Origin of the sequence: Herpetosiphon giganteus, assembly GCF_016907925.1 — a bacterium.
Taxonomy (GTDB): domain Bacteria; phylum Chloroflexota; class Chloroflexia; order Chloroflexales; family Herpetosiphonaceae; genus Herpetosiphon; species Herpetosiphon giganteus.
The window spans coordinates 1-16,434 of the sequence record NZ_JAFBCZ010000034.1 but is presented as its reverse complement, the minus strand read 5'-3'; the positions used below and the strand labels follow the sequence as shown (position 1 = coordinate 16,434).

Here is a 16,434-nt window from a genome sequence, read left to right as displayed (position 1 = left end):
TACCATATTGGGGATCGGTTGATGGGGATCGGGGATCGGTTTTTGATCCACGAAGCGCACGAAGGGGAGAAACCGCGAAGAACGCGAAGAACGCGAAGGTTAAGTTTTTTAGCCACGAATTGCCCGAATAATCGCGCTTCATCCTTCATAATTCATCCTTCATAATTTCATGGCTCTGCGCCGCTGCGTTAAACTCTTGATCCACGAAGTGCACGAAGGGGAGAAACCGCGAAGATCGTGAAGGCTGTTTTAGCCACAGATTGACACAGATTGTTGGGATTATGTTCTATGCTCTGTGTTCTATGTTCTTCATCCCTCAGCTATCTGGGTTAATCGCAAAATGTGCGCACAAAAAGCCCTTACTAGCGTATAGTAAAGCATCTCGGTACGTTGTAGTAGGAGGAAGTTCGTGTTGGCAAGCAAACATTTTCGAACCCTGATTAGCTTAAGCCTGATCACAATGGGGTTAATGGCGAGCACCTTGTTGACGGCTGTGGCTCAGCAACCTACGAGCATGGCCCCAATTAATGGCACGTGGGATGGCTCGTTGGGCAATAGCTTTCAAAAGGCTGGTGCGATCAACTCGTTGAGCCTCGATGCTGACAACAATTTGTATGTTGCTGGCGATTTTAATTATATCAACCAAACCGAAGTTAATGGCTTGGCGCGTTGGGATGGCACAAACTGGAACGGTTATGGGCTTGAACCAACCGATAGCGGCAAAATTCGCAGTGTTTTGAGTTTTGATGATAGCCTTTTTGCGATTGGCAGCTTTAGTGAATTGCAGAATGCCCGCAATAATATTGCTCGCTGGGATGGCACAAGATTTCAACCAATTGGCATTGGTCTGAGCGGTCATCTCACCCGTGATCCAATCGAAACCTATGCTATGACGCTAGCGAGCTTTAATGATACGTTGTTTGTGGGCGGCGATTTTACCCATCTTGATGTTCAGCCTGCCTATGGGATTGGCCAGTGGAATGGATCTGTCATCGCCCAGCCTGTTCGTTTTGAGTGGGCGGTTGATAGTTTCGCCTCAAATGGCACCGACTTCATTGCTGGTGGCGGTTTTAGTCAAGTTGGCAAGGTTTCAGCTCATTTAGCGCGCTTGGTTAATAATCAATGGGAACCATTTGATGTAGGTCTTGGCAATAACTTCATTAAGGTATTTGACACTCAAAATATAATTTATTTATCAGCCAACAACGGTAGAGATCAGTCGCAGCTTTATCGTTTGGAAGGTACAACCGCGATTACGATCGGGAATCAACTTAATTCGACGATTGATAATCTGGTTAGTATCGGCTCTGATTTGTATATTCAAAACCGTGGTCAATTATTGAAATTGACAAATAATCAATGGCAAGCACCAAATTTGCCATTTACGATTAATCGATTAACTGCACTGACTGCCAATGATTCTACGCTTTACCTTGGTGGTGAATTTCAATTAAATGGCAATCCGAGCCAAATTATTGCTTGGAATGATACGCAAACGCAAAGTTTAGCAAACTTGTTTGTTATTGATGATAAAAGCATGGTGAGTGGTGATGCTGGCCGACCGATTGTTATCAGTCAGCAACAATTAGATGGCCCCGATGCCTCGATTCGGCGTTGGAATGGCACAAGTTGGCAAACCCTTGCAACGACCAGCACCTATACATTTAGTGGGATGAAGATGCATCGGGTTAACAATCAGTTATTCAGCTTTTTCTATGAGCCACAAGCATTTATTCAAGGGCAGCCAGCCAGTAAAGTTTGGCGCTTTGATGGTGCTGCCTTGACCCCCATTGCGGTTGATCTGCCCAGTATGTCTGGTTGGTATCCATCAGGCTCACAGATATTTACCTATCTCGCCGAGCCACAAGCCACGTTGCCCATCACGGGAATTTATGAATTCGATGGCTCAAGCTTGCAGCATCGGCTCCAACCAACCCGGTTTGATCACTTTAGCGAAGTGGTTTTCTTCAATAATAGTTTTTACGCAATCAAACTAATGCCTGATTTGTATGAAGACTATTTGGAAATTCTGCGCTGGAATGGCCAATCGTGGCAATCAATTAAATTTATGTCGATACCACAGGCTGGCTATCAATTTTTGCTTTGGAATCAGCGCTTGTTGATGGCAGGCACGAATGGTAAGTTGTATGAAATTAGTCCCGCTGGCGATATGAACCAGATCGCCGCTGCCAATGGTGGGATTTATGCCATGACTGGTCTTGATAATGGCCCACTCTACCTTGGCGGCGCTTTCAGCGCAATTGACGGTGTGGCAACGGGGGTAATCGCTCGCTTTGATGGCACGGATTTCCGTGGTTTAGTCAGCCCGCCCAATGGCATTGTAACCTCGCTCAGTGTTGATCGCAATTACTTGTACGTTGGCGGCAATTTCACCAAAGTTGGCGCAACGCCATCGTTGGGTGTGGCCGTCTTTTCTGAGATCAAAAACATTTATGTGCCGATAGCAAATCGCTAGATTCTGTTGCTGCGCCCCTCGTCCGCATTGTGTGGGCGAGGGGCTTTAGGTTTAACCATCTGCTAGCGGCGCTAAAATTGGCAAATGCTCGCTCAGCGCTTGCCATGCTGGCTCCAAATGCTCAGCCTCAAGCACAATTCCGGTACCGCCACGCCGATTCAGCGCTGGAATCGCCGTATTTGCCTGATCGGCTGGCACACGCCAAACGACCTCGGCAATGCCTTCATAGCTCAAAGGATCAATTTGCTCTTGCCAATTGCAGTTAATCCACCAGCGCGGCGTAACTTGGAGCCAATCTGGCTCTGCTTGCCAGCGCCGATAGACCGCAATCCGGTCGAGGTAGCCAATTGTGTGTGGCCAGCGTTGTTGAAGTTGACGTAATGCGGTGGGCGCAAGCGGCTGATCGAGCACAATATCCCAGTGAATGCTCAGGTTGGCTTGGGCAATCGGCCAACAAAACGCCTCAAGCACCGCCAAATCGCTCTGTTTGGCCACAACCACAACATGGCTTGCAACCTGCTGCGCATAGTGTTGGCCTTGAGCTTGCCATTGTTCCACGCTTAATTCGGCCCCACAATCTAAAACGATCGTGCGAATTGGTTGATCGCTGACCTGAACTGCTTGCTCGCAGGTTTGTAGCCAAACGTCGCTTGGTGGTTGGGGCATGCCTTCAATGGCCAATGGATCAAGCCCTGCTTGTTCGCGCAAATCCCAGCGCAAAGCACGGAGTTGTTGGTAGTTGAGCCAATTGTTGGCCAAAATATAGTAGGGTGGCCGCAGTTGAAATTGCATGCCAAAGCGTTCAGCTTCGTTGCGCACGCCAGTGCCAGGTAGCACTTGCAAGGTGAAAATATCGTAATCGCCGAGTTGCTGTTGCTGAATCCATTCAATCGTGGCGTGGGTGCTGACGGCATCATCTTCGGGCAAGCCCAAAATCACATCGAGCAACACAGCGACATCATGGTGATACAAACGACGTGTGCCCTCGGCCCATTTGTCTAGGTCGGTGCGGCGGCCAACTGCTTGCAAGGCTGTGCGATTGGCGCTCTGCAAGCCAACTTCGGCCACCGTCAGGCCCGCTTGAACCATGGCCTCAACACTTTCTGGCTTAAGGTGCTCGCCACGTAATTCAGCATAAATTGGGGTTGGCTCAGGCTGATTGATCGTGTGTAGGCCGCGCATCAATTCGCGAAAATTGGGCAATAAATTAAGATTTGCTTCGACAAAGTGAATTGCGCGTGCGCCTTGCTGTCGTGCCCACGCCACTTCGGCCAATACCCGCTCGCTGCCAAACATCCGCCCGCCAAGTTTTGTGCCCAAATTGCGCCCATATAAACAAAATGTACAGCCATAGGGACACCAGCGCGAGCATTCGATAAAGGCAATTTCGCCAGCTCGCAGCTCCAAAAAGCCTAGCAAATAGGGCGATGGAATTGGATCAAGGCTGCCCATGGCTGGGCGTGGCAAGCCAGCATGCAATTGGCCAGCATGATATTGCAATGTGCCAGCAACCAAAGGATATGGCAACGCAACCTGATTATGCATCGGCAAGCTAATTTGCTGTTGCTGATGTTCGAGTGCCAGCAACAATTCGCTAAACGTTTGCTCGCCCTCGCCCTCAACCGCAATATCAACCGCTGGATGCTCCAAAACCCAAGCATTATTGCGCTGCACTTCAGGGCCGCCAACGACCACAATCAATTGAGGAAGTGCTTGTTTGAGTAGGCTTGCAAGCTGCAACGAGCGTTCGCTATTCCAAGTGTACAGCGAAATGCCCAACACATGTGGATTTTGGCCGCTGATCCAATCGCAAATTAAGCCATCGCCGCCGCGATCAGCAATATCGCGCGGCACAATGTCAATTTGCATGCGCTCAAGCAAGCCTTGCTGATAGGCCCATGCTTTGAGGTAGCCCGCTGCTAGCGGCACATTGGCCGCCGGATTGCTCGGCACCGGAAGTTGGAGAAGAACGATTTTTAGCATGCGATTGATTTCTATGTTAAACGCAGAGCCGCAGAGAAGCCATTAGCTTGGCTATGTTCTATGCTCTATGTTCTTTGTTCTTGCTAATTCACTGCCCAGCGCGAGCCATCATCATACTTGGTGATTTCGATTTGAACTGGGAATTGATCCTTCAATTCTTGAATGTGGGTGATGACCAAAATTCGGTTGAAATCTGCTTGAACTTGGGTAATTGCTTCAACCAAGCGCTCTCGCCCGCGACCATCTTGCGAGCCAAAACCTTCGTCGATAATCAAGGTTTGCAAATTTGCGCCCGCGCGGCGGGCCAACATTTTGCTCATGGCAATCCGAATGGCAAAATTGATGCGGAAGGCTTCGCCACCGCTATACAAATCGTAGCGGCGTGTGCCTTGTTCGTCGGCAATTTGAATATCGAGGGTTTCGCTGGTATCGCCTTTTTTGGTTTCGCGTTGGGTTTCAAAGCGCAAGTGCATTTGATTGTCGGTCATGCGGCTGAGCAATTCGTTGGCTTCACGCTCAAGCTCTGGAATCGCCGTTTCGATCAGCATTGCTTGAATGCCTTTTTTGCCAAACGCTTTGACCAATTCGTTATGAATATCGCGTTGCTCTTGCACCGTGAGCAATTCTTTTTCAGCGTCGGCCAATTGCTCGGCAACTTGGGCCACATGCTGAACATTTTGTTGAGCTGCACCCAAATCTTTTTGGGCAACCGCCAAACGGCCCCGAAACTCGTTGATTGTACGCTGGGCGTTTTCTGCTGCTTGCACGGCTGCTGGTAATTGGGCCAACTCTTGGTTAAGTTGCTGAATGGTGACTTGAACTTGAGCCAAATCTTGGCGTTGGCGCTCGATCAACTCGGCCAAACGCTGGGCTTGGCGTTGGTTATTGGCCAAGTTGGTTTGGGCCGAACGCAGTTGATGATATTCGCCTTCCCAATGGCCAAGGCTGGCAACTGCTTCGCGCACTTCTTGGTGGCGTTGCGAGGCATAGCCCAAATCGGCCATTTGCTGATAAATTGCATCTGCTTGTTGTTGGGCGGTTTGGGCAAATTGGCGGCTATCAAGCTGCACTTGCAAGCTCAAAATGGTTTCATGCAAGGCGGCATTGTGGGTTTCGGCGGCCTGAATCCGCTCAAGTTGCTCTTGGAGCACGGCAGCCTTGGCTTCGATTGAGCCACGTTGCGCCAAACGCTGCTCAAGTTGGGCAATTAATTGATTGTTGGCTTGGCGTTGCGCGTCAAGTGCTTTTTGATCAATGCCTAATTCGGCGATTTCGGCTTGGGCTTGAGCCAAGGATGTGCGTTCTTCGTGGGCAAAATCGCCATGTTCAAGCCGTTGGTTCAAATCGCGGAGCGTGCTTTCGGCTTCGCTGCGTTTGTTGCGCTGCTCTTGGGCCTCGCTCAGTTGACCTTCCAAACGACCAACCGTGGCCGCCAAGGTGCTGAGTTGGCCAACTTTGCGCTCGAGGCCTTGAATTTCGCGCTGGCGAGCCTCGTATTCGTTGCTTAGTTGCTTGCGAATTTGGCTTGTTTCACGGTATTGATCGCGCATATCATCGCGCTCGATGGTGTATTGATCAATGACCTGTTGAATGCCATTGTGGCCAATATCGCTGCGACAGAGCGGGCAATGGGTATCGTGAGTTGCACGAAGCTCATCGATTTTGACATTAATTTGTTTGCCAAGCTGATGTAAGTTGCTTTCTTGGGCCGAGAGTTCGCCAAGTTGCTTGGCATCTTGTTGGTCGCGGCTGCGCATTTCTTGCAGTTTGCGCTCATCGCGAATTAGGGCTTTTTGTTGGGCAATCGAGGTTTCAAATTCGCTGCGCCAGCGCGATTCGTTGGCCAAGAAGTTGTCGGCCTCGATAATGCGCCGATTTTGCTCTTCGCGGGCGGCAATCAGCGAATCGCCGCGCACATTGATGAGGCCTTGCAAGCGTTGAACTTCAACGTGCAATTGGGTTAAATTGGTGCTTTGTTGTTCGAGTTCGTTGCGTTGGCTACGGGCTTGTTGCAACTGCTCTTGAGCATCGGCAAAGCTGGCCAATTGTTCGGCGAGTGCTGCTAAATCTGCTTGCTTGCTCGGTTTATTAGCGATCAATTCGGCGTTGGTTTGTTGATCGCGCTGGTGCTGTTGCAATTGATGTTGCAAGGTCACTTCTTCGCGCTCAACCAAGGCCAATTGTTCTTTGCGTTGATCGTTGAGTTGCAAGATTTGCTCGCGCAATTGATCGAGCAGGCCAAGATCTTCGCGGGCAGTTTTTAAGGCCTGAAAATTGGTTTCGATTTCGTTTTGGCGCTCAACGATGGCTTGGGCCACGCCAATATCTTGGGCAAGTTGGCGATAATCTGCATCGCTTTCGGCAATTTGGCGTTCGAGGTCGCGGCTGCGGCCAAGTTCGCGGTCGCGTTCAGCTTTGCGGGTTTCCAAGACGCGGCGTTGCTGGTCTGCTTGCTCAAAAATGGTGCTAGCTTGCTCGATTTCCTGGCCAAGTTGTTGCACCCGCTGTTGGGCTTCGGCCTCTTGGCTGAGGTAAAAATCACGCTTGTTGACCCATTCGCGATAGCTAGTGATCGTGCCTTCGAGGCCTTGGGCACGATCGCTGAAGTAGCGCACTTGCTCTTTGGCGCGGGCTTCTAGCTTGTCATAATCATCTAAGCCTAAAATTTCGGCCAGCACGCGTTTGCGTTCAGCAGGCGCTTTGCGGGTAAACTCATCGGCTTTGCCTTGCACCAAGAAGGCGCTGTTGATGAAGGTATCATATTCCATGCGCAGCACATCGTGAATCACCTCTTGGGTTTCGCGAATGCTATTGCCGGAAATTGCCCGCCAGCCGCCATTGGTTTCGACTTGCACTTCGAGGATAGTTTGGCCACGTTTGGCTGATGAACGGCGACGCAGCACCCGATAGCGATTATTTGCAACGCTAAATTGCAAATCAACTTCCATCTCTTGCGCGCCAAGTGCAATCAACTCGTCGTCGGATGAGACGCGGGCTTTGCCCCACAAGGCCCAGGTAATTGCATCGAGCAAGGCCGATTTGCCTGCGCCATTCTCGCCCGACAAACAAGCAACGTGAATTCCCTCTAAATCGAGGGTTGGAACATCGTCGCGATAACACATAAAATTACGAACACGCAGCTTCTCTGGCAACATCCGGCGCACTCCTACCCAAGCGTACAAATTTGCTAGTTTCTATTATAGCCTGAATTGCGAATTTTCCTATGTTCCTTGATAATAAGCGCAATAATTCTCAGAGGAGGCTCTTTCGATGCAAACAACTCCATCGGGCTTACGCTACGAAGAACAGGTTGTCGGAACCGGCGCACAACCTAAAGCGGGCCAAACGGTGATTGTTCACTATACAGGGACGCTCACCAATGGAACCAAATTCGATAGCTCGGTTGATCGCGGTGAGCCATTTGAATTCATTTTGGGCGTTGGCCAAGTGATCAAAGGCTGGGATGAAGGCTTATCGACGATGAATGTTGGTGGCAAGCGCAAATTGTACATTCCAGGCGATTTGGCCTACGGCGAGCGTGGCTACCCTGGGGTTATTCCACCAAATGCAGAATTGATCTTCGATGTGGAGTTGATCGGGGTTCGTTAATCAGCAGGCCAGCGCTCAATGGGTTTGAACGCTGGCCTTTTTTGTTTAATCTTTGAGTGCGGTAACTGCGCCGAGAGCTGCTTCGTGCACATATTGGTCGCTATCTAAAACGGCGGTGCGCAGTGCAGCCAAGACATCAGCGGTTGCCGCAGTTTGGCCCATGGCAGCGAGGGCATTGGCTGCCGCTTCGCGGGCGTAGGGGTCAGCATCCTGCAACACCGTAATCAGGCTATCCAAAATGCTGGGCGTGACCATCGCGCTGCCCAATTGGCCCAGCACCAAACATGCCGCCGAGCGCACAAAACTATCATCATGAAACAGTGCAGTGGTGAGCACTTCGCGGCTCAAGCCATCGATCAATTGATTGCGCAAGCTGCCAATCGAACGTGCCGCAGCGTAGCGCGCCCCCAAATCTCGATCATACAAGGCCACATGAAAGAGCCGTTCGCGCAGATGGCTAGCAAGTGGGCTTTGGGAGCGGCCAAGCTGGCGTGCTCCCGCAGCGCGTACCATCGCCACGCGATCGCTCAAGGCTTGTTCAATTAATTGCCAATCGCTGCCAGTGTAATGGCCGCGGCGCGTGTGTAACGAGCGCACGGTGCTGTAGCGGGTTTGCCATGGCACTTCGTTCAGCGCGTGGCGCAATTCAGTTAATTCGCCATTGCGCCGATATGGCTCAATCTCATCGCTTAAACTTTGGCGCAACCATTGAGCTTCAGGATCATCGAGCGTGTGCAGCAGATGTTCAATCACATCGAGTTTAAGCAAAATTTGCTCAATCACCAAGCGCAAACTGGGCGAATGTTCAAACTCGCTCCAAAGCAGTTGCTGGCTATAGCGTAGAGTGCTGGCGTTGTGAATCAGAAAGTTAGTGCCCGTGGTTTGGGTAATTGTTGCCAAGGTAACGACTGCGCGCAAAGGCTGATTGCTGAAAGCCTGAAAAAACGGCTCAAGCACCAAACTGCTCAGATAATAGGTTAAGCGTTCAGTTCCGTAGATGCCCATTTCGGTTTGCGGGGCGCGTACAAAGCGGCGCAGGCGTTGCAAAATATCGGCGCGCCACATTTCTAGGTCAAACATTGATTGCTCCTTCACTCGACTCGATTCTCTCGTGAATCCAAGTTGTAATTGCGCTTAACGGAAAGCTCTCCATTGGCAACGTCAGATGGCTGTGTTCAGGCATCAGTTGCAATGTTACGTCAGGAATGGTCGCGAGGTTGCTCAAAACTGCCTGATAGGGTGCAATGCGGTCGCGCTGGCCATAGACCAACAGGATTGGCGCACGAATCCGACTGAGCGAATCGTTCAGATTCAGGGTTGGGAAAAGCTGGTTAAAGCCAATTGCGATCCGCATTGGCGGCGCTTGCCATTGCTGCCACAGCTGAAACAACGTCATACGGTCGGGGTATTGCCAGAATGCTGGGCGTAAAAAAGCGCGTATTTCGCTGCGAATATAATGATTGCTCTCGAGATCGAGCACAACTGGCGAGCCAATAATCACCAAACCATCAACCGCAACTCCATCGGCAATCGCGCGCGAGCCAATACAACCGCCCAAACTTACCGCCACCACAACCACCTTTTGGGCATGTTGGCGCAGCCAAGCCACTCCTGCTGCGACATCGGTGTTGCTATCGGGTACATCCAAGGTTCGCGGGTTTTCACCTTGGCCAGCAAGATCGATTGCCAAAACGCTAAACCCAGCCTGTTGCAATTGGTCGATGGCGCGAGTGGCGTAGCGGGTTTTATCGTTGCCAGCGCCGTGTAAATAGAGAATTGCGGTATTGGTGTGCGATTTGGCATACCACAAACCAGGCACATGCTGGCCAGAATCGAGCATAATCTTGATTGGCTCGCAGCTGCTTGAGCCAGCAGCAAAATTGCGCAGCGGGTTATGCCACAAACTGCGCAGCGAAGCCAAGCCTAATTGGATTGACACTGCCAACCAAACACTTAGCCAGCGCCAGCGCCCGCCGCGCCAGCCCCAAACTGCCAGCAATGCGCCAAGAACGCCGTCATTGCGGCGTTGCGCTAGCCAGCCAAGGTTGGGCGCATTCGCAATTGCGCTCAGCAGATTGAAGATGCCAAGCCAGCCAAGCAGCCCGCGCCCAAATTTAATTAATGCTCGACCAAATCGCAACACTGAAACCACGCTCCTATATCTTGTTGAACTGGCTGGCGATGCCGCCATTCATTGGTTTTGTTGGAATACTGATAATCGTTAGCCCAATTATCGCTGTTGCGCACCACCTGATCAAGTGCATCAATTAAATAATCTGCTTCCTGATCGGTTGTCGTTGGATGAATCGATAGACGCACCCAGCCAGGTTTGCCCGATAAATCGCCTTGATCAATTCGATCGGTGATCCGTTTGGAACGCTGGGGATCGACGTGCAACAGATAGTGGCCATAGGTTCCAGCGCATGAACATCCGCCGCGCACTTGGACCCCAAAACGATCGTTGAGCAGTTGCACCACCAAGTTGTAGTGCAGGTTTTCGATATAGAACGAAAAGATCCCCTGCCGTTGTTCCACATGATCGGCGAGAATGTGCAAGCGCTGGATCGAGCGCAAGCCGTGGAATAAACGCTGGGTCAGCTGGGCCTCGCGGGCTTCGATCTGTTCAACGCCCATCGTTTGCTTGAGTTGCAAGGCCAATGCTGCCTTGATGGTTTGTAAAAAGGCTGGAGTTCCGCCATCCTCGCGGGCCTCAATATCGCTGATAAAACTATGGCCCATCCATGGGTTGGTCCAATTGACCGTGCCGCCGCCTGGTTGGTCGGGCACACGATTGTGGTAGAGCTTGCTGCTAAAAACCAGTACGCCAGGTGTGGCTGGGCCGCCCAAACATTTATGTGGCGAGAAATAAATCGCATCAAGCGCCGCTGCTGGGTCAGTTGGGTGCATATCAATGGCAACATAGGGTGCAGAAGCAGAAAAATCGACGAAGCAAACCCCGCCGTGAGCGTGCATTACTTTGGCCAATTCGTAGTAGGGCGTGCGAATGCCAGTAACATTCGAGCATGCGGTGAAGGCTCCGATTTTCACGCTGCGTTCGGCGTAGGCTGGCAGCAAGGCATCCAAGTTCGCCGGATCGATCAGGCCTTGCTCATCGGGTGGCACAACCACAACCTCGGCGATGGTTTCGAGCCACGAGGTATGGTTGGAATGGTGCTCCATATGCGAGATGAAGACGACAGGCCGCTCGTGTTTGGCGAATTTAATCTGCTCGGCCCATTGTTCGGGCATGCGTAAGCCCAAAATGCGCTGAAACTTATTGACGACAGCGGTCATGCCAGAGCCAGCCAAGATCAACACATCATCGCTGGCGGCGTTGACATGCTGCTTGATCAAGCGTTGGGCAAAATGGTAGGCTTCGGTCATCGAGGTGCCAGTGACATTTGATTCGGAGTGGGTATTGCCGACGAATGGCCCAAAAACCTGCAACATTTGCTGCTCAATTGGGGCATATAAACGCCCGCTCGCCGTCCAATCGGCGTAGACTATTGGCAGCGAGCCATAAGGTGTCATAAAATGCTGATCGATCCCAACAATCTGACGGCGGAAAGCTGCAAAGTGGCTCACAAGCTCGTGCATACACGCTCCTTAGTCGCGGCGTTGCGACCAGCGATGGTTGTTTGCCGAATAGCTGATTATAGACTGCGAATGCTGCTAGCCACAAGAGGGCTATGCTATAATCGGGCCTATGATTTGGATTTGGCTGCTAAGTGGTGTCGTTGTTCTGCTCGGGTTGCTGTATTGGCTAATTATTATTGGCGAAGGCAGCTATTTTGGGCGTGGGGTCGTGCGTTGGATTTACAGTCGCGGTGCATCGATTTATGATCGGGTGCGTAGCAATGTTACAATCCACGACGAGGTGCATCTTGGCGGGCCGTTGCGCGTCGCTTTGATGGCCTTGCCCCAAGCGGCGACGCTTGATGTTGGTACTGGAACGGGCCGGGTTCCCTTATTGATTGCCCGCGAAACTTGGTTTGCTGGAGCGATTCATGGGCTTGATCTGACGGCGGCGATGTTGGCGCAAGCCAAACACAAAGCCCAGCAAGCAGGATTCGCCGAACGCATCCAATGGCACGAAGGCAGCGGCGATCAATTACAACGCTGGCCTGATCAAAGCTTTGGCGTGGTAACATGTTTAGAAGCGTTGGAATATTTTCCCCGTCCACGGCGGGCAATCGCTGAAATGTGGCGGGTTTTACAACCAGAAGGTACATTAATCATCAGCACTTGGACACCGCGGCATGCCCGTTGGTTGCCAGGCAAAGCTTGGACAGCTGAGCAATTGCAGCAATTATTACAACATTTTGGCTGCTGCGATTGTGAAATTCGGCCTTGGCAAGCTGATGCTTATGAGTTAGTTATTGCGGTCAAACCGTAGCCCTTGGCGTAGTGTCGAGATTTGCTCGGCGTTGCAAGGTGAATGTAATATATGACGCAACCTGCTGCTCCTTCAACACCATTACTCCACAACCGCTATCGCGTTCAAGCCCGTTTGGGCGAGAATCGCTTGGCATTGGTGTTTCGGGCAACCGACGAACGGCTGAGTCGTTCAGTTTTAGTCCATCTGCTGCGCCCCGACTTGTTAGAAAACGCTCAATTACGCAAGCGCTTTAATGATGAGGCTCAAGGCCTTGCCAAACGCACCCATCCTGGTTTGCTCGATGTCTATGATAATGGCGAGGTTGGTAATCGGCCCTACATGATTACCGAGGATGTCGATGGCGAATTATTGCGCGATCGCTTGCCGTTATCTGCCGAGCGAGCGCTGGAAGTGCTGCGCCAAGTGGTTGGGGCGGTTTCGATTACGATTACCACCCAAACGCCTACGCCGCCGATTGGCTCGCGCGCGATTTTGCTGACCAGCACCGATCGGGCGGTGTTAATTGAACCTTGGTGGCTGAGCAACGAAGAATTACGGGCTGATATGCAGGCCTATCGTGCGCCAGAACGCTTGAATGGCGGCGCACCTGATGAGCGTTCGGTGGTCTATAGCCTTGGCTTACTGGGCTACGAACTGCTGACCGGCATTACGCCTGACCAAACGAATAAAGATTTGCCATCGATCTATCAACAGGTCAATGGTTTTGTGCCATCATTGGTGGCGGCGCTGCATGTGGCAACTGCCAAAGATCCCAATCAACGCACGGCGACTGTGGCGGCCTTGGCACGTGATTTAGCGGCGGTTGATTCGGCTGCTGATGCACCGACCAAGCAATTGGTGCGGCCATTGCCTGCGCTGCGCGACACCATGCGCGATATGCGCCAAAATTTGACCCAACGCCGAACCCAACCAACGCCCACGCCACCGCCACGCCAAGCACCATCGGCCAGTGCTGCGCCCAATTGGAATGTTGCGCCTCCTAAGCCAATGATGCCACCGCGCCAAGCGCCGCCACCAATCCAGCAACAAGCGGTGCAACAGCCACCAGCTCAATATTATGCGCCGCAACCAGCTCCGCCAGTGCAACAAGGGATTAGCCGCGAAGAATTGCGCAGTGAATTGCGCAGCGAAATTCGGCGCGAAACCTATCGCCGTGGCTGCTTGAATTTCATCTGGCGGCGAGCATTTGGCCTCACATTAATCACCTTATTAGTGGTTGGCTGTGTTTGGGGCTTTACCTTTGGCCGCAATTGGCTGCTGAGCGGGGCCGCCAAAACTTGGGCTTGTGGCTATATTCCAGGCTGGGCCTGTAACTTGCTGCCTGGCACCCAAAGCGAAACCTATGTGATCATTCAAGATAATACGCCAGTGTATACCAACCAAGATCGCAATAGCGCCTTGGTAGTGACCTTGCCGCGTAACACCGAAGTGATCATTCGCGATCCTGCAACGAATATGACCAGCAATGGTTGGGCCAAAATCGAAATTAACGATTATCAAGGCCGTCGGATTACTGGCTGGATTGATAGCCTGAATATGGGCAAGCCGCAACCGACGGTGAAGCCAGACGAGTCAGATTTGCCAACGACAGCTGGCGAGTTGATTTTCAAGACCTCGCAAGAAAGCAACGTGCGTTCGACCGCCGAATATAAAAATGATGGTAGCAACATCATCATGTCAATTCCGGCCAATACCCGTGTCGTTGCGCCCGATCCAAATGCAATTGTGACCCAAGGTGGCATTGTCTGGATCAATATTGTGTTTGAAAAAGATGGTCAAGCGATGACCGGTTGGATTTCGCGTGATCTTTTGCAGCAGGAGGAAACCCCTTGAGCGTGTTCGATTTGCCAGACGTTTTGTTGCAACGCTTACGCAATGCCCAATCAATTACCGTGCTGACTGGTGGCGGCTTGGCTCAAGAATGTGGGATTCCCAGCTTTCGCGAGGCCCAGCAACGTGAAGAACGTTGGGCTGGTTATGAGCCGCAGGAATTGGCAACGGTTGAAGCATTCTTGCGCAATCCACGCTTAGTTTGGGAATGGTTCGCCTATCGTCGGGGCTTGGCCGAAGCTGCGGAACCAAGTGCAGCGCATTATGCCTTGGTTGATTTAGAGCAACTTGTGCCCAAATTTAAACTGATTACCCAAGCCACCGATGGCCTGCATTGGCGGGCTGGCAGCCGCGAGTTGATCGAATTGCATGGCAATTTGGCGCGCATGCGCTCCTACGAAGATGGCGGTATGGTCGATTCGTGGGATGAGAACGAAATTCCGCCGCGCTGCCCACGGACTGGTGGCTATTTACGCCCCGATGTGGTGTTGTATGGCGAGGGTGTGCCGCGCGAACGCTTGCGCGAAGCTGATCAAGCGACGGTTTGCGATGTGTTTCTGTGTATTGGCACTGAGTCGGTGGTGCAGCCAGCTGCATCATTACCATTGCATGCCAAACGCAATGGGGCAACGGTGATTGAAATTAACCGCCAGCCCTCAACCTTTGGCTTTTTTACCGATCACACCTTGCATGGCACGCTCTCTGAGCTGTTGCCCCAATTGGTTGCAGTTTTCGAATAAGCAGATTGAGAGAGGAGTTGGTTATGGCCAAATTTCCCGAAGAAATTTTGCAACGTCTACGTCAAGCAGAACGAATCGCAATTTTAACTGGCGCTGGAATCTCGGCAGAGAGCGGAATTCCAACCTTTCGTGATGCCCAAACTGGCTTTTGGGCGCGCATGAAGCCCGAAGATTTGGCCACGCCCGAAGCCTTTGAGCGTAATCCCAAGCTGGTTTGGGATTGGTATGGCTATCGGCGGGACTTGGTTGCGCAAGCTAGCCCAAATGCTGGTCATTATGCCCTAGTAAAAATGGCCGAGCATGTGCCACAGTTGACCTTGATAACCCAAAATGTTGATAGTTTGCATCAACGAGCTGGCTCGACCAATGTTTTGGAACTTCATGGCAACATTGGCCGCGTCAAATGCTCCAAAGAACATGTGGTCATCGAAGAATCGGCTTGGTTGCCAGCCGACGAAATTGGTGTGCCACGCTGTCCGCGCTGCCGTGCCTTATTGCGGCCTGATATTGTCTGGTTTGGCGAAGTTTTGCCGACCAAAACCTTTAATCATGCCAAAGCAGCCTGTATTCAAGCAGATGTTGTGTTTTCGATTGGCACATCGGGCTTAGTGCCGCCCGCAGCCACGTTGCCAGTTACCGCAATTGAGCATGGAGCCTATGGCATCGAAGTCAACACCGATCAGACCTATCTTTCCGATACCTTTGAATGTTGCTTGCGCGGTGCGAGCGGCATCATCCTTCCAGCCTTAGTCAAAGCAGCATGGCCAGAGTAGAGTAAGGATGAGGGATGAGGGATGAAGGATGAGGGATGAAGGATGAGGGATGAATCCGAAGTCAGAAGTCAAAAGGCAGAAACCTGAAGCCCACAGCCGATAGACAATAGCCCCATCTTCGTGTTCCTTCGCGCGCTTCGCGGTTCCGTGCTTCGTCGCATTTGACAAGGCTGCCGATCTGCGGTAGAATCCTCGGGCTGTCAACGCATGACTTGAAACGAGTCACGACACACCAACTGAGACCTTCACCCACGGACACGCGATTTGACAAGAACGCATGGCTGTGGTAGAATCCTCAGGCTGTTGACCGACAGCACGATGTTTGCTCAACATCACACATTTGATGATACTGCTCCGCTCCGATGCTCGTTTGGCATCAGCGGATTTTTTATCGCCAAAATTGCACCTTTCCAACTGATGGGTGCTGCGTCCGCAGCACATTCCATGCATCAATAGTTTTCTTTTTGTCACCGTCAATGCGTTGGTGGTTGATCTACCACCAAACAGAGTGACCGTGCTTCCGCTCTCAAAATCAGAAGCACACGCAGTGACTGCGGTCACTTGTCGGCGAGTTTGATCCTGGCTCAGGACGAACGCTGGCGGCGTGCCTAATGCATGCAAGTC

General features: G+C 51.7%; 10 protein-coding genes, 1 rRNA gene and 1 pseudogene. 7 read left to right on the top strand and 5 right to left on the bottom strand.

From position 1 onward, the window contains the following. Positions 1-409: 409 nt before the first annotated feature. Positions 410-2,476 (top strand): hypothetical protein, encoded by a 2,067-nt coding sequence (locus JOD20_RS22410; RefSeq protein WP_204757412.1) that lies wholly within the window; start codon positions 410-412, stop codon positions 2,474-2,476. A gap of 51 nt (positions 2,477-2,527) precedes the next feature. Here the strand turns inward: JOD20_RS22410 and JOD20_RS22405 are convergent, their stop codons facing one another. Together JOD20_RS22405 and JOD20_RS22400 are read right to left on the bottom strand one after the other, a co-directional pair. Then, the gene (locus JOD20_RS22405; RefSeq protein WP_204757411.1) at positions 2,528-4,459 is read right to left on the bottom strand and encodes a B12-binding domain-containing radical SAM protein; all 1,932 of its coding nucleotides are present in this window, start codon (positions 4,457-4,459) and stop codon (positions 2,528-2,530) included. An 83-nt stretch (positions 4,460-4,542) separates the two neighbouring features. After that, the gene (locus tag JOD20_RS22400; protein ID WP_204757410.1) at positions 4,543-7,614 is read right to left on the bottom strand and encodes an AAA family ATPase; all 3,072 of its coding nucleotides are present in this window, start codon (positions 7,612-7,614) and stop codon (positions 4,543-4,545) included. 121 nt (positions 7,615-7,735) lie between these two features. Between JOD20_RS22400 and JOD20_RS22395 the strand changes: the two are divergent. Next, a pseudogene (locus JOD20_RS22395) lies at positions 7,736-8,068 on the top strand (FKBP-type peptidyl-prolyl cis-trans isomerase); the annotation flags it as partial. Between the two features lie 45 nt (positions 8,069-8,113). Here JOD20_RS22395 and JOD20_RS22390 read toward each other — a convergent pair. The 3 genes from JOD20_RS22390 to JOD20_RS22380 are packed head-to-tail and all read right to left on the bottom strand — an operon-like array spanning position 8,114 to position 11,665. Next, complete coding sequence (locus tag JOD20_RS22390; RefSeq protein WP_204757409.1) at positions 8,114-9,148, bottom strand: HEAT repeat domain-containing protein; 1,035 nt, start codon at positions 9,146-9,148, stop codon at positions 8,114-8,116. Then, positions 9,141-10,211 carry an alpha/beta fold hydrolase gene (locus JOD20_RS22385; RefSeq protein WP_204757408.1) on the bottom strand — a complete coding sequence of 357 codons (1,071 nt, stop codon included), beginning with the start codon at positions 10,209-10,211 and terminating at the stop codon, positions 9,141-9,143. Before JOD20_RS22385 ends, JOD20_RS22390 begins: the two co-directional genes overlap by 8 nt. Beyond that, the gene (locus JOD20_RS22380) at positions 10,187-11,665 is read right to left on the bottom strand and encodes an aminotransferase class V-fold PLP-dependent enzyme (protein ID WP_204757407.1); all 1,479 of its coding nucleotides are present in this window, start codon (positions 11,663-11,665) and stop codon (positions 10,187-10,189) included. The genes JOD20_RS22385 and JOD20_RS22380 overlap by 25 nt, the downstream gene beginning before the upstream one ends. A gap of 109 nt (positions 11,666-11,774) precedes the next feature. On the opposite strand from JOD20_RS22380, the gene JOD20_RS22375 reads away from it, so the two are divergent. The 5 genes from JOD20_RS22375 to JOD20_RS22355 all read left to right on the top strand — a co-directional run. After that, the gene (locus JOD20_RS22375) at positions 11,775-12,464 is read left to right on the top strand and encodes a class I SAM-dependent methyltransferase (protein ID WP_204757406.1); all 690 of its coding nucleotides are present in this window, start codon (positions 11,775-11,777) and stop codon (positions 12,462-12,464) included. A 51-nt stretch (positions 12,465-12,515) separates the two neighbouring features. Next, the gene (locus tag JOD20_RS22370) at positions 12,516-14,300 is read left to right on the top strand and encodes a serine/threonine-protein kinase (RefSeq protein ID WP_204757405.1); all 1,785 of its coding nucleotides are present in this window, start codon (positions 12,516-12,518) and stop codon (positions 14,298-14,300) included. Between the two features lie 2 nt (positions 14,301-14,302). Continuing rightward, positions 14,303-15,037: a Sir2 family NAD-dependent protein deacetylase gene (locus tag JOD20_RS22365; RefSeq protein ID WP_204757449.1), complete on the top strand. Its 735-nt coding sequence runs from the start codon at positions 14,303-14,305 to the stop codon at positions 15,035-15,037. 23 nt (positions 15,038-15,060) lie between these two features. Further along, positions 15,061-15,810 (top strand): SIR2 family NAD-dependent protein deacylase, encoded by a 750-nt coding sequence (locus JOD20_RS22360; RefSeq protein ID WP_204757404.1) that lies wholly within the window; start codon positions 15,061-15,063, stop codon positions 15,808-15,810. 561 nt (positions 15,811-16,371) lie between these two features. Beyond that, positions 16,372-16,434, top strand: a 16S ribosomal RNA gene (locus tag JOD20_RS22355); the annotation flags it as partial.

Coding starts and splice junctions, on each gene's coding strand:
- JOD20_RS22405 (WP_204757411.1), bottom strand. CDS start 4,459: ATGCTAAAAATCGTTCTTCTCCAACTTCCGGTGCCGAGCAATCCGGCG.
- JOD20_RS22400 (WP_204757410.1), bottom strand. CDS start 7,614: ATGTTGCCAGAGAAGCTGCGTGTTCGTAATTTTATGTGTTATCGCGAC.
- JOD20_RS22390 (WP_204757409.1), bottom strand. CDS start 9,148: ATGTTTGACCTAGAAATGTGGCGCGCCGATATTTTGCAACGCCTGCGC.
- JOD20_RS22380 (WP_204757407.1), bottom strand. CDS start 11,665: ATGCACGAGCTTGTGAGCCACTTTGCAGCTTTCCGCCGTCAGATTGTT.
- JOD20_RS22375 (WP_204757406.1), top strand. CDS start 11,775: ATGATTTGGATTTGGCTGCTAAGTGGTGTCGTTGTTCTGCTCGGGTTG.
- JOD20_RS22370 (WP_204757405.1), top strand. CDS start 12,516: ATGACGCAACCTGCTGCTCCTTCAACACCATTACTCCACAACCGCTAT.
- JOD20_RS22360 (WP_204757404.1), top strand. CDS start 15,061: ATGGCCAAATTTCCCGAAGAAATTTTGCAACGTCTACGTCAAGCAGAA.